This is a genomic window from Thiospirillum jenense (assembly GCF_014145225.1).
In the GTDB taxonomy this organism is placed as follows: Bacteria; Pseudomonadota; Gammaproteobacteria; order Chromatiales; family Chromatiaceae; genus Thiospirillum; species Thiospirillum jenense.
The window spans coordinates 82,259-95,897 of sequence record NZ_JABVCQ010000008.1; the positions used below are offsets into that span (position 1 = coordinate 82,259).

Annotated in this window: 11 protein-coding genes and 1 tRNA gene; 5 read left to right on the forward strand and 7 right to left on the reverse strand. The window is 47.3% G+C overall.

What is annotated here, in order from left to right; genetic code table 11:
* The first annotated feature begins 61 nt into the window (after window positions 1–61).
* A tRNA-Leu gene (locus HUK38_RS05290) sits at window positions 62–148 on the forward strand.
* Between the two features lie 147 nt (window positions 149–295).
* On the forward strand, window positions 296–1,060 hold the full coding sequence (locus HUK38_RS05295; protein ID WP_238787477.1) for a P-loop NTPase family protein: 765 nt from the start codon (window positions 296–298) through the stop codon (window positions 1,058–1,060).
* 199 nt (window positions 1,061–1,259) lie between these two features.
* Here the strand turns inward: HUK38_RS05295 and HUK38_RS05300 are convergent, their stop codons facing one another.
* The 3 genes from HUK38_RS05300 to HUK38_RS05310 all read right to left on the reverse strand — a co-directional run bounded on the left by HUK38_RS05300 (window position 1,260) and on the right by HUK38_RS05310 (window position 4,172).
* Window positions 1,260–1,988, reverse strand: coding sequence for a hypothetical protein (locus tag HUK38_RS05300; RefSeq protein WP_182583202.1), 729 nt, complete (start codon window positions 1,986–1,988; stop codon window positions 1,260–1,262).
* A gap of 68 nt (window positions 1,989–2,056) precedes the next feature.
* Window positions 2,057–3,103 carry a hypothetical protein gene (locus tag HUK38_RS05305; RefSeq protein ID WP_182583204.1) on the reverse strand — a complete coding sequence of 349 codons (1,047 nt, stop codon included), beginning with the start codon at window positions 3,101–3,103 and terminating at the stop codon, window positions 2,057–2,059.
* A gap of 196 nt (window positions 3,104–3,299) precedes the next feature.
* Complete coding sequence (locus tag HUK38_RS05310) at window positions 3,300–4,172, reverse strand: HDOD domain-containing protein (protein WP_182583206.1); 873 nt, start codon at window positions 4,170–4,172, stop codon at window positions 3,300–3,302.
* A 682-nt stretch (window positions 4,173–4,854) separates the two neighbouring features.
* Between HUK38_RS05310 and HUK38_RS05315 the strand changes: the two genes are divergently transcribed.
* From HUK38_RS05315 to HUK38_RS05325, 3 genes are read left to right on the forward strand one after another with little or no spacing between them, the layout of a single operon-like run.
* Window positions 4,855–5,091, forward strand: a complete 237-nt coding sequence (locus HUK38_RS05315; protein WP_182583208.1) for an HP1242/YdcH family protein — start codon at window positions 4,855–4,857, stop codon at window positions 5,089–5,091.
* A 22-nt stretch (window positions 5,092–5,113) separates the two neighbouring features.
* Entirely contained in the window at window positions 5,114–5,920 is an 807-nt protein-coding gene (locus HUK38_RS05320) for a ComF family protein (RefSeq protein ID WP_338065362.1), read from the forward strand.
* On the forward strand, window positions 5,910–6,197 hold the full coding sequence (locus tag HUK38_RS05325; protein WP_182583212.1) for a DUF4342 domain-containing protein: 288 nt from the start codon (window positions 5,910–5,912) through the stop codon (window positions 6,195–6,197). The genes HUK38_RS05320 and HUK38_RS05325 overlap by 11 nt, the downstream gene beginning before the upstream one ends.
* 55 nt (window positions 6,198–6,252) lie before the next feature.
* Here the strand turns inward: HUK38_RS05325 and gyrA are convergent, their stop codons facing one another.
* The 4 genes from gyrA to HUK38_RS05345 form a co-directional block, all read right to left on the reverse strand.
* Window positions 6,253–9,351 carry a DNA gyrase subunit A gene (gene gyrA / locus HUK38_RS05330; protein WP_182583214.1) on the reverse strand — a complete coding sequence of 1,033 codons (3,099 nt, stop codon included), beginning with the start codon at window positions 9,349–9,351 and terminating at the stop codon, window positions 6,253–6,255.
* A 209-nt stretch (window positions 9,352–9,560) separates the two neighbouring features.
* On the reverse strand, window positions 9,561–10,682 hold the full coding sequence (gene aroB, locus HUK38_RS05335) for a 3-dehydroquinate synthase (protein ID WP_182583270.1): 1,122 nt from the start codon (window positions 10,680–10,682) through the stop codon (window positions 9,561–9,563).
* Between the two features lie 8 nt (window positions 10,683–10,690).
* Window positions 10,691–11,215, reverse strand: coding sequence for a shikimate kinase AroK (gene aroK, locus HUK38_RS05340; RefSeq protein WP_182583215.1), 525 nt, complete (start codon window positions 11,213–11,215; stop codon window positions 10,691–10,693).
* A 116-nt stretch (window positions 11,216–11,331) separates the two neighbouring features.
* Window positions 11,332–13,635, reverse strand: coding sequence for a type IV pilus secretin PilQ (locus tag HUK38_RS05345; protein WP_182583216.1), 2,304 nt, complete (start codon window positions 13,633–13,635; stop codon window positions 11,332–11,334).
* Window positions 13,636–13,639: the final 4 nt, after the last annotated feature.

The following is a 13,639-nucleotide window of genomic DNA, read 5'->3' on the forward strand; positions in this document are numbered from 1 at the left end:
CTCAACTAGGATCACCGCCCACTGGTTGGGAGATTTCTCAACCGCCCCGCATCACTCAATTGCCGAGATGGCGGAAATGGTAGACGCGCATGGTTCAGGTCCATGTGGGCGAAAGCTCGTGGAGGTTCAAGTCCTCTTCTCGGCACCACTCTTCAATACCCAATGCTCAGTTCGCACCCGCTGCAATTCCAATTTTAACACGATTAGGAATTGAACAATAATCATAACAGCAGCGCACACTGCCACCGCATTTCTAATACGAAAATTCCAATACAAACAGGATTGAAACCCGAGTATGTCAATACACACCGTTTGGATTATGAATGGCAAGGGCGGCGTCGGTAAATCGGTACTAATGATGGCGCTGTCATGGCTGTATGACGCCATGGGACGGCCGCTGCGTTTAATTGATATTGATGACAAAGCTAAATTGGCCGAGTTCGTTGGTCACGATAAAGTCTTATCCCTGCGCATTGGTGCGAATGCCGAAGCGTTGCGCGCTGATCCGTCACTCGCCTATAGCTATTGGGATCAATTAGCCGCCGAAATTTTGGAACGCGACACGGGCGTTGATTTGGGCGCGAATATGGATCGGCACATTCTCTCGTGGGCAAAGAAATCCGAATTAGGTGAATTATTAACGGAAAGCGGCGTCACAATGGACGTTTATGTTCCCGTCACCGCCGACCCGCTCGCCGTCGCGGGTGGAATTGAAGCACTCGAAACCGTGGCCGACGTATTCCCCAATAGCCGCCGCATTCTAGTTCTCAATAACATGGCCGGACATTTCAACGCCTACGAATCCACGCCTGAGTTTGAAAAAATCGCGATCATGCGGGCAGATGGCTTGATCGTGGTTGGCATGGATGAGTGCTTGAGTGAGGCGTGGACGGACTTTGAGCGCCTGAAATTGCCGCCGTGGCGGGTATTAAAAATGAATGCGCCGACCGTCGCACAGCAAACTGGATTAGGGATTTTAGCGGCCAAACGCGCCGTTGGGGATTATGCCAGTTGGCTCAAGCACCTACAGCAGACATTTGCGCCGCTGGTGATGGTTTAATTATTTATACCCGCCTGATTTTTATTTCATTCTCGCCTGCCACGTCGCCGCAACATAAAGCAACGTGGCAATGTCAGTTTAACTCACCCTGATTTAACAACCAATCGCTTCCCCACGTCCACACTACGTTTTTATTAAATAAACTTTCACCCAAATCAGCGTATTGGTGTGGGTAAATGCTACATGGCATAATGCTCGCTCATTTATGATTAAAATGCTTTAGCATCATAAATGGACGATTAGTCACATGATTGTTTTGATTGCCTGCCAATAAAGACAAAGGGTCTTTATACACTTCAAAAAGTTTCTTGAGGTTATTAACCTCATCACCCGTGAGTAGATCATTCTGCATCGCTAAATCAGCAATTTCTGTTGAATTTAACCAAAGCGTGTTTTTTGTGTAGGGTTGCAGTGAAAAATAAGATGGAATATCTTGATAGTGACAGTATGTTTGATGTTGGGAGTCATTATCAGTGAGTTGTTTTAATGTAAAAATAGCTGACATATCTACACAAATAGACAACCCGCCAATATCACTAAATTGATGAGCCGCGATCGAGATTGACTTATTTAACTGCGCCCATCCCGATTGTTTAGCTGACAATGAAGTATGGTAGTGTTCTTTGAGTTTAATTTCGCATAACATGAGCGAATTGCTTTGTAGTTTTCCGATGAAATCTATTTCTCTGTAATTGCTATAGCTTGAATATTTAGAATATCGCAATATCCTGTTTTTCTCTTCATTTATAAGTTGAGACAATAGAGTCCTTATTACATTCTCCCATTTGCGCAATGCCAGTTGATAGATAGCAACATGCGGATCCCGTTTAGGGCTTTGTTTGTTGTATCTTTTTTTATTTTTTGCACACCAAGCAATATATCTTGGGTTATCAGGACAGACAAATTCGACGTTGTATTTGATGTCCATAGAGTCTATGTCCTATATGTGTTTAGAACGTCAGTCTTAATTTCATAAAATCTATCGTACATTGTTGTTTAATTATGGTCGCCATCAGTATCAAAATCAATTGCCGCCGTATTGCCATCCAGCGCATATTCCCGGCTGAATAATAATTCACCGACGGGAATGACCACTTGCACACTGCGGCGAATTAAACCAGCATTACAACTTTCACACGCGCAGCTATGCACCAGTGCTTTGAGTTTTGCACCGGGCGGCGCTTTCGTTTCAATCTGACGATATAATTCAAATTGTGCCGCTGTTAAATGCTTGGCATCGTCTGTATCGCAATCCAAACTTTGACTCCCACTACAGCGTTCGCTATGGTCAACATCATTAAACCGAATCTTGCGATAACGCGGAAATTCATCTAATGACCGATAGGCCGCGGCACGAATAGCATCGAGGATTTCATCTTCGGGTAATAAATTGAGTTTAAAGCGCGCTCGAGCATTGTCATCCATATATTCATTCACCCACGCGGCTAATTGTTCAGCCCGGCGGATTTGCGCGGCGGTACGATCAGTTTCACGTTGTAATTTGTGCCGCTCGGCAGCACGATTACGTTTATCCGCCAACGCATGGGCGTCATTTAATTTATCTGCTAATGCCGTTTCAATTCGCGCCCGCGCTGCCATTGCATCAGATTCGGGTAATGGTGGGCCGTCGCCATGATGATTTGGCAGCGCGGCAGTGTAATAAATCGCCGGCCAATCTTTGGTAATAAAACGCTCCAATGGTTGTTGCGACCAATAGGCAATATACGTCTCCGCTTCTTGATCCCATTTCGCCAATTGTGCTTTACACGCCCGTTCATATAAGTTGGCACATTTAATTCGCCAGCGCAGCCAAGCATGCACATCAGGTGTCGCAGTTTCTGGTGGTGCTGGATAATTCCCTGGCGGCGGAAATGGTGCGGTTAAATCCGTCATGCCATGATGTTCCGGTGCTTGCGCTAACGCTTGGCGCTCATCAAGATTTAATTCAGCCGGATCAATATCAGCAATTAACTCGCCATAACAATCACAGCCGGCAAGAATAGCCGCAACTCGATCAACCCGAATAAGAACTTTTAAACCCATAAATTACTTCTGTGTAATCTAACTAAACCGTTTAACAAAATTTTAATACCGGCGGCGGCAGCAAATGTTGCGCTTAATGTGATGACATATGACCAAACAACTGATTACTAGAATGGCGTCACTATGCGATTAAATAAAGACAATTGCTCAAGTATTATCATTGCGCCCCACATGACCACACCGCTTGTCGCAGTTATTAATAAATCAGCGTTGAGCCTGGTAGCAGTATCTCAAATACCTCAACAATTTGCAGATTGATCATATTTGGCAATGTTAATACTGTTTCTTCAGGTAAAGCTAGTCGCACCGCTAAGGTTTTCAAACATTCAGCCGCACTAGCAGCCAGGGTATCACCGCCATCAATTGCAGTGGATTGTACGATGGTTGCAACCTGTTCAGCACTATGAACAATTTCGGCTTCTAAACGATAATCTGGCGCACTGGTTGGGGTGAGATGATAGGCAACGGCCTTCCACAATAATTCGGGAAAACGCCATTTTTTTAATAGTTCCGCGCCCAGATCAGCATAATTAAATCCAAACACTTGCTCTTCGGCAGCCACGACTGTCAGTTTATCACTTTCAATTAATTGAAACACGTTCAAATACGCTTCAGCGCATTGGCTAAAGAAAACCAGTTTTCCAATGCTGTGTAATAGTCCGGCTAAAAAGAGATGTTCGCCACCACACAATCCACATTGAATGGCTAATTCACGCGCTGCGATGCCACAGGCTACGCCATGAAACCAAAACCGCTCCATATTGACTTGTTGCGGTGGTAGTCCTTTGAATAAATCAGTGGCATAGGTGGCAATGACTAGATCGCGCAGCGCTCTTTGTCCTATTAACCTGACCGCTTGTGAAACGGTGGCAACAGGAGTGGCGCGGGCGTAATAGGCGCTATTCACGAGGCGTAATACACGCGCTGATAATCCCGGATCACACAGAATAACTGCCGCCAAATCATCCGGACGGGTAGTGGGTTGTTCAATTAAGTGATTGATGCGCAGTGCGACATCTGGAAATGAAAACAAGGTTTGGGTATTGGAAACGAGTAATGCTGCGCTCATAATTAAAAAGTCACTACAGTGGCGTCATAAACGGTGGTTAGATTTTGACTGGTTTTTAATAACTGTGATGATTGAACTGATAGCGCCCTGGGGCGTACTTGATTAACTTGGCTGATATTATTGAACTGACGGCCGGTTTTTTGTTCAATTGCTGCTATCATTTTAATCAACAAACCCTGTTATTTTTGAATGTGGCGAAAACGTTTATTTACCCAGCGGGACAATCGGCGCTGCCGCTTTTGATTTTGTACGTCGTGCGCAGGGCATAGTGTTATCGTCAATCACTTGACGGTGCGTCAATTAACGACGATTAAATTGGGTGGAATTGCCGTTTAATACTATACTGCAAAAAGGCTGATTTATAAAACCAACTTGTTCACATAAAATCAATTGATTACAGTGTGCATTGTACGCAATCTGCTAGTAAATATCCCTAACAATACGGTTATCACTACAAAACCCCGTTGTTTCGCCGTCGTATTCGCGCTAAACTCGATTGCACCAGGGCGGGATGCCCAAAGTTGAGCGCGGGGCGTGGGAAAACGCTTAATTTGATCGCAAAACCATTGAATAAACGCGCTTTCACACAGGACTGAGCCGCTCTGTCATGTACAAAGCGCCGTCAGTCATAGCAAAAAACTCCGAATGATTGATGGTGGCGCTGCCGGAGGAACTGTAACCAATGCTTGGCGAAATTCACGATCTTGTCCACGAGTTCCCCGAATTTCACGGAAAAATTGATCAATTACGCAGCACGGATGCGCATTTTTCCGGTTTGATGGATCAATATGATACGGTTGATGCGCAGGTGCGCCAGTTGGAAGAACTGGGTACTCCGGTCACCGATGAAACGATTGAAGAATTGAAAAAAGCGCGCCTGCAACTCAAGGATCAGCTGTACGAACGATTGCGGCACTGATGCAGCTTTTGCCCCATTTGCCGTGATCGGGGCGACGCACGGCGGCAAAGTCAAGCACATGACCGCCGCCGGTGTGCATTGGATCACGACGGCATGGCGCGCTGTGTATCCACCAACCTGTTTGTTATGCGGCGCGGCGGGCGCGGGTGGATTAGATATTTGCACTGGTTGCCGCGCTGATTTGCCCTGGATCACCGCCGCCTGTCCACGATGCGCCCAACCCCGCGCCCCGTTAAGCCATTCCCCTCAACAGCTGTGTGGTCAATGCCGCCGCCAGCCGCCACCTTATCAACGGTGTTTGGCACTGTTGCACTATCAAGAACCGGTGCGCAGCCTGATTCACGGCTTGAAATTCGACGACCAAATGGCAGTGTTGCGCTTATTTGGCAACCTGATGGCGGAGGTGCTGCCCACCGCACCGCTCTGGCGGCAACCAGATTTACTGATCCCCATGCCATTACACCCGCGCCGGCTGCGGCAACGCGGTTACAATCAGGTGCTAGAATTAGCCCGCATTCTCGCGCCACCGCTGGCGTTAACCCTCGATAGTCGCAGCTGCAAACGCGACCACTTCACCACGCCGCAGGCACAATTGAACCGTATCGAGCGCCTCGACAACATTCGCGGCGCATTTCGTGCCACCCGCCGCTTGGACGGCTGCCGCATCGTCGTACTGGATGACGTGGTCACGACTGGCGCGACGGTCGGTGAATTGACGCAGGTATTGCAAGCCGCCGGCGCGGCATGGGTTGACGTATGGACTTTGGCGCGCACCGGCACAATTAACCAATCACCACTCACCAATGAGGTTTTTAATCATGATAGATAAACACGACGTCCGTGATGCTTCTGAACGAGTCAGTTTAGCCAGCGGCGACCTATTGGGTTTTATTAAACAAGTGATTGCACAGGGCAATGCACGGCGGCTGATTGTGCGTAAAGCTGACGGCAGTCCGCTAATGGATATTCCATTAACTGCTGGCGCGGTAGCGGGTGGTGCGATGACCTTATTTATGCCAATTATTACGGCGATTGTGGCAATTACCGCATTGGTAAAACAGGTGCAGGTTGAAATTATCCGTCAAGATGATGACAGGCGGTTTTAATTCACCCGCCTAACATGGTTGGATAGCGCAGCAAACGATGCGGGCGTTTTTTGTCTTATTCAACTGCGTTGTCATCGGAGGCAAGCGCGTCGTCATCATTGGCAAGTGATTGATCGGTCTCGGCGTGATCCTCGCTGTTTTGATTCAAACCAACAATCCGTTCAATTCCCGCTAATCGCTGCCCGTCGGTGAGGTTAATTAACTTCACGCCTTGCGTATTCCGTCCTAATACCGAAATGCCATCAACCGCTGTGCGCACTAATATCCCGGCATCGGTAATTAACATGATTTCATCATCGGGGCGCACTAATACCGCACCAATCTGCTCACCATTTCGCGCATTGGTGCGAATGGATAAAACCCCTTTCGTGCCGCGGCCTTTGGTAGGGAATTCATCAATTGCCGTGCGCTTGCCATAGCCATTCGCCGTCACCGTTAATACACTGCCCGGTTCTGCAATTAATAATGAAATGACGCGCTGACCATCCTCTAATGAAACGCCGCGTACTCCATGCGCCGTGCGTCCCATTGCCCGGACATGACTTTCATTAAAACGTACCGCTTTACCAGCGGAGGTAAAGAGCATGATGTCTTGCTGGCCATCGGTAATGGTGGCGCCAATTAAATACTCGCCATCATGCAAATTAACCGCAATTAACCCGCGTGCTAAGGGGCGAGCGAATTCCGTCAACGGTGTCTTTTTAACTGTCCCATGACTGGTGGCCATGAAAATAAACTGACCCGCGTCATAATTATGCACCGGCAGCGTCGCGTTAATCCGTTCGCCCGGGTCTAATTGCAGTAGGTTAATCATCGGCCGGCCGCGAGCGCCATGTCCGGCTTGCGGTAATTCATGCACTTTTAACCAATAGACTTTACCCAAACTGGAAAAGCACAATACGGTGTCGTGGGAATTGGCCACAAATAAACGGTCAATAAAATCTTCATCACGAGTACCCGTTGCATTACGTCCTTTACCACCGCGCCGCTGGGCTTGGTATTCGGCAATGGGTTGCGCTTTGACATAACCTGCATGAGAAAGCGTAACCACCATATCTTCTGGTTCAATTAAATCAAGCAGTGTCAAATCGGCTTGTTCAATACGGATTTCAGTGCGCCGCGCATCGCCGTATTGATCCCGAATGGCAATCAACTCGTCGGTAATCACTTGCATTAACCGTTCGGGATTATGCAAAATCTCCAAAAATTCCGTAATTTTTATTAAAATTTCATTAAACTCTTGATGGATTTTACTCTGCTCTAATCCCGTCAAACGTTGTAATTGTAAATCAAGAATTGCCCGCGTTTGACGTTCAGTTAATCGGTAGTTGGTCGCATCAATTAAACCAAACGCCGGTTCAAGATCATCCGGACGGGTGTCACTTGCATTAGTTTGATTGAGTAATGCAGCAACATTGCCCGCCGACCAGGGATTTGCCATTAAAGCCGTTCGCGCTTCAGCGGGATTAGCGGCCGCTTTAATTAATGCAATTAACGGATCAAGATTGGCGAGCGCGACGGTAAAGCCTTCTAATAAATGCGCACGGTCACGGGCTTTACGCAATTCAAATGCACTGCGCCGCGTGACGACATCACGGCGGTGGCGCAGGAAATAATCAATCAATTGGCGCAAATTAAGCAACCGCGGTTGACCGTCAACCAACGCCACCATATTAACGCCAAAGACATTTTGCATTTGGGTGTGTTGAAAAAGATTATTTAAAACGACATCGGGCAGATGATCGCGTTTAATTTCAACCACCATGCGCATTCCATCTTTATCAGATTCATCGCGCAATTCGGCAACGCCTTCGAGTTTTTTCTCCTTGACTAATTCGGCAATGCGTTCTAATAACCGCGCTTTATTCACCTGATAGGGTAATTCGGTGACAATAATTGACTCGCGTCCACTGCGTTTATCCGTTTCAATATGAGTACGGGCGCGCAAATAAATACGACCGCGACCGGTGCGATAGGCATCTCTAATTCCACTGATGCCGTTGATAATTGCAGCGGTAGGGAAATCTGGTCCCGGCACTAATGCCATCAATTGTTCAATGGTGATGTCGGAATCGGCGATCACTGCTAAACAAGCGGCAATGATTTCATTTAATGAATGCGGTGGAACATTAGTTGCCATCCCGACCGCAATACCGGATGAACCATTGACCAATAAATTAGGAAAGCGGGCGGGTAACACGCTCGGTTCTTGTTCTGAGCCGTCGTAATTCGGAGTGAAATCAACGGTGTCTTTATCAAGATCATCTAATAAACTGTGTGCCATGCGTGTCATGCGCACTTCAGTGTAGCGCATGGCCGCCGGGGCGTCGCCATCAACTGAGTTGTGTACAAACACGCCCGCCGCTAATAAAAAGTTGTGATGTTCATCAACCGTGATGTCATAGGTATCGGCGTACTCGGTTAATTGCCGAATGGAAGTGATGCGGTGATTGTTATCATCAGCGGGCAATTGATTTGATGATGACAGTATTGTGGTTGGATTCAAATTACCCGCCGACATTAAAGCATCATTCGGTGTTAATTGCTGCGCTTCCTGATATGCGCCATCACGCAACATAAAACGATGATCTGGCGTACAGCGGATGACTGCTTGATTATCTAATACTAATTCTAATAACTCGGCGTTTTTGCGTGTCACTCGCGCATTGCGACCTTCACCAATCACAATCTTCCCATTTCGATCAACAGAATAAACAAAAAACACCTGATCTGGTGGTAATGCAGATAATTCAGCAAAACTTTTTTCTGTCCCGTCAACTAATTTAATTTTAGTATCGCCAGTAAAACAGCCAAAATTACCCTGCCCATCCACTAATAAATACCGTAATGAAAACGGCTGCGCCATGCGCACCATTGAATCATAAACTGCCGTGTCACCGTGCGGATGTAAACGACCCAAAACATCCCCCACCACCCGCGCTGATTTTTTATAGGCTTTATTCCAATCATTACCCAGTTCTTTCATAGCAAATAACACGCGGCGATGCACTGGTTTTAAGCCATCGCGCACGTCGGGTAATGCGCGCCCGACAATTACACTCATCGCGTAATCAAGATACGAGCGCTGCATTTCGTCTTCTAAATTGACTAATAAAACTTCTTTAGCAAAATCGGCTTTGGTAAGATCGGACATGGGCGTTTAATTGAATAATGCTGAAGTGAAAAAATCAGTGTGTGAACACGGCGAATGATACCACAGATCACTAATAACTGCTGATACCGCGCACATAAACAAAACCCCGTGTTGAGAACAGTCAACACGGGGTTTATTCAGCGGGTATTAAAAAATAACGACAGTTTAGGCGACTCTGTCTAGTCTCCCGGCTTGCTCCAGATAGCCCGTCACGTCAGCCACGCTATGCCGCGCGAGACGCTTGCCGATGCTAATGTCATTCGCAATTGCTCCATTGGCACGTCACTCGTGACCTGCGCCGCGCCCAATGCCGTGAGTAATACCAACCGCAATTTACCTTGTAATACCTTTTTATCCACCGCCATTAAATCGAGCATTTGACCAGCAGTTAATTCGAGCGGAGCAGTGATCGGCAATTGAAATGCGGTTAATACCTGCCGCACTCGATCAACGTCTTCATTAGTCAACCAACCCAGTCGGTGCGATAAATCCGCCGCCATGACCATGCCAACCGCAATCGCTTCGCCGTGTAACCAATTGCCATAACCGGTGCCAGTTTCAATCGCGTGGCCGAATGTATGTCCCAGATTTAATAATGCACGTTGACCGCTTTCGTATTCATCCGCTTCGACAATCTCAGCTTTATGTTGACACGAGCGTTCAATCGCAGTGGCTAATAACGCCGGATCACGCGCTAATAATCCGTCCGCGTGGTGTGCTAACCAATTAAAAAAGTCCAGATCACGAATTAACCCGTATTTAATGACTTCGGCAAAGCCGGCGGACAATTCACGCTCGGGCAAGGTCATTAACGTATCGGTATCGGCAATGACGGCAGCGGGTTGATGAAAGGCACCGATCATGTTTTTACCGGCGGGGTGGTTAATACCGGTTTTACCGCCGACGGATGAATCAACTTGGGCTAATAACGTGGTGGGCACTTGAATAAACGCGACGCCGCGTTGATAACTTGCCGCCGCAAAACCGGTCATATCACCAATGACACCGCCACCCAACGCAATTAACGTGCAATCGCGGCCGTAACGCTGCGCCAATAAAACGTCAAATATCTGCTGCCAAGTAGCGAGGTCTTTGTATTGTTCACCATCCGGCAAAATCACGCTATTAACTTGATAATCCGTTAATGCCGAGCGCACTGCGTCTAAATACAGCGGCGCGACGGTGGTATTAGTGACAATTAACACTTGCCGACTAATTAAATGCGGGCGATATAATGCCGTTTGATTAAATAAACCCCGCCCGATGTGAATGGGATAATTGCGATTTGCGGTGGCGGGCGGCAGAGTGACGGTGAGGGTGCGCGGCGGCATGGCGAACGTCACTCTTCGGAGTCCAGCCGGCGGCGGATTTCCTTGACCACTGACGCCGTGCCGCGCCGTTCGGTCGAGACCACCAGGTCGGCAATTTGGCGGTAGATTGGCTCACGTTCTGCCATTAAATCGCGCAATTTGGTGAGCGGGTCGCTGCCGTCGTGGAGTAGCGGGCGGTTGCGGTCGCGGGCGGTGCGGGCGTGTTGCTGCTCGGGGCTACAGTGTAAATAAATCACGAAGCCGCGTGCCGACAGGTGTTGGCGATTTTCCGGGGTGAGAATTGCGCCGCCGCCGGTCGCCAGCACCACGCTTTCTTGTTGCGTCAATTCGTCAATGACTTGGCGCTCGCGGTGGCGGAAGCCGGCCTCGCCCTCGAACTCGAAAATCGTTGGAATATCAACGCCGGTGCGGCGCTGAATCTCTTGATCGCTGTCAAGAAAATCGTAGCCGAGGGCGTCAGCCAGTTGACGGCCGACGGTGCTTTTGCCAGCGCCCATCGGGCCGATGAGGAAGATATTTTGTGACCTAATCATGGGCGCTATGATAAGCCAACCGGTGGGGGGGGTGGCAAGCAGATTGCGTGAGGTTGGCGAATGGCGGGGGGCGGCGATGGATTGTGATGGCGTTTAATTAACTGTATTAACATGAATTAGCGGTCTCCTCCTAATGACTTGGCCAGATCACCTTTTAGGATTTTGGGGGTGACAAAAATTAATAGTTCGGTATTGGTTTCTTTGCGGGCAGTCGTTTTGAATAAATTACCGAAGAAGGGCAAATCACCGAGCCACGGCACCTGTTCTTTACTTGACGATTTTTCCCCTTCATAAATCCCACCTAATACAATTGTTTCGCCGTTATCTATTAAAACAGAGGTTTCAACTGAGCGACGGTTTATTGGTGGATTTTGATCATTAACATTAACTTTTGACCAATCTGCTTGATCTTTATTAACTTGAATTTCTAAAATGACCCGGTCATCTGGTGTGATATGTGGCGTCACGTTTAACTCAAGCATTGCTTCTTTAAACTCAGTATGAGTCGCACCATCTTTTACAACCTGATAAGGGATTTCTTGTCCTAGTTTAATACTAGCTTGTTGTTGATCTGACGTGACAACACGCGGGGCTGAAACCACCTCACCCCGTCCTTCTTTTTGCATCGCAGACAATTCCAATTGCAATAAATGAGAGCCGACCTTGCCCAGCAAAAAATTAACAGCACCAGATGGTGTTAGAGCTGGCAAATTAACCAACAATGCCTCTTGTCCGTCGCCTTCTTGCCCTACAGCATTCGTTTCATTCGTTATTTCAATACTTGAATTATAAGGCGACAAAGGATTTTGTGCATTGATGCCATTACCGCCCGGCTGTTGATAGAAACTGGTATCATAAACACCCATGAATGGCCCTTTATCAATTGTAGTCGTATTATCTAAGTAACCTGGGCGACCGCCTCCAATCAACAATTCATTATCGCCAGTTTTACCAACTGAGCCGGTCATTCCAAACCGTACACCCAAATCCCGCGCAAAGTTATCATCAGCAATCACCACCCGTGATTCAATCATTACCTGCCGCACTGGTACATCCAATCTTAAAATTAAACGCCGAATTTCTTCTAACTTAATTGACGTATCTTGCACTAATAACGTATTCGTGCGCGTATCCACCGTCACATGACCACGCTCAGATAACAAACTATTATCTTTCGATTTCATTAAACCCGCCAATTCTGCCGCTTTTGCATAATTGATTTGAATAAACTCAGAACGCAGCGGCGCCAATTCTTCAATCTGCTGTTTTGACTCCAGTTCTAATTTCTCTTGCCCCGCAATCTCCTGCGTCGGTGCCACCATAATGACATTGCCGGTTTGGCGCATGGATAAACCCTTCGTTTTTAAGACGATGTCTAATGCCTGATCCCAGGGAACATTTTCCAATCGCAAGGTAATATTGCCATTGACCGTGTCACTCGCAACCAAATTAAGCCCAGTAAAATCAGCTAATAATTGTAATACCGCTCGCACCTCGATGTTTTGAAAATTCAACGACAACCGATCACCTTTATAAACTACCTTTTCCCGTTCTAATTGCTCTTTTTCCGCAGATGTCAGCGTCCGAAACTCTAACGTAAATAAATTATCGCTTTGATAAGCAATGTAATCACGATCGGGCTTTGTTTCAATAGAAATCTCAATATTACTGCCAACCGGACGTGATTCAACCATTAACACTGGCGTAGCAAAATCCACCACATCTAGGCGCCGAAACAATCGCTGCGGCAATTGCGTATTAGCAATATCCACTACAATTTTACCACCTTCTTCACGCACATTAATTGGCGTTTTAGGGTGTGGCAACGTAATTAACACTCGCCCTGCGCCGTCATTGCTGCGGCGAAAATCAATATCTTTTAATGCCGCTCGTGGCATCGCATGTGCGGGCATTCCAAAGCGGGTTGTTTTTGGTGGCGATGGCAACACATCATTATCAATAGCAGCTACCGGGGGGGATTCTTTAACAATCGCTGGTTCAACTGGCGTTTTGGTGGGATTTAACGCAATTGTCAACCGTGAACCATCGGGTGTTAATTGATATGGCACGGCGTTGCTTAAATTAATAATAATTCGGGTGATATCCCCGACTTGAATAGCCAATAAACTTTGGGCTGCACCTAATGAAATTGGTACCTCTTTTGAAGCTAATCCGCTCTCAACGCCGGGCAAATCAATCGCAATTCGAGCAGGATTATCGGTTGAAAAATCATTCGGTCTCGGCGGCGGCGCGGAGAATAACAAATCAATAGTGACTGCGTTGCCTGATAATGCCGAAAACTGCACATCTTTTAAGATAGTTTTGGCTTCGCTATTATTGACTATCGCCAACAGTGCGACTAATAATAGCACTAAAGACCGATTGCTGAAACGGGTCGTTATTAAAGTGCTTGTATTCATCACG

Bases quoted from the DNA above. Each gene is read 5' to 3' on its own strand.
- HUK38_RS05295 (WP_238787477.1), top strand. From the start codon at position 296: ATGTCAATACACACCGTTTGGATTATGAATGGCAAGGGCGGCGTCGGT.
- HUK38_RS05300 (WP_182583202.1), bottom strand. From the start codon at position 1,988: ATGGACATCAAATACAACGTCGAATTTGTCTGTCCTGATAACCCAAGA.
- HUK38_RS05305 (WP_182583204.1), bottom strand. From the start codon at position 3,103: ATGGGTTTAAAAGTTCTTATTCGGGTTGATCGAGTTGCGGCTATTCTT.
- HUK38_RS05310 (WP_182583206.1), bottom strand. From the start codon at position 4,172: ATGAGCGCAGCATTACTCGTTTCCAATACCCAAACCTTGTTTTCATTT.
- HUK38_RS05315 (WP_182583208.1), top strand. From the start codon at position 4,855: ATGCTTGGCGAAATTCACGATCTTGTCCACGAGTTCCCCGAATTTCAC.
- HUK38_RS05325 (WP_182583212.1), top strand. From the start codon at position 5,910: ATGATAGATAAACACGACGTCCGTGATGCTTCTGAACGAGTCAGTTTA.
- gyrA (WP_182583214.1), bottom strand. From the start codon at position 9,351: ATGTCCGATCTTACCAAAGCCGATTTTGCTAAAGAAGTTTTATTAGTC.
- aroB (WP_182583270.1), bottom strand. From the start codon at position 10,682: ATGCCGCCGCGCACCCTCACCGTCACTCTGCCGCCCGCCACCGCAAAT.
- aroK (WP_182583215.1), bottom strand. From the start codon at position 11,215: ATGATTAGGTCACAAAATATCTTCCTCATCGGCCCGATGGGCGCTGGC.
- HUK38_RS05345 (WP_182583216.1), bottom strand. From the start codon at position 13,635: ATGAATACAAGCACTTTAATAACGACCCGTTTCAGCAATCGGTCTTTA.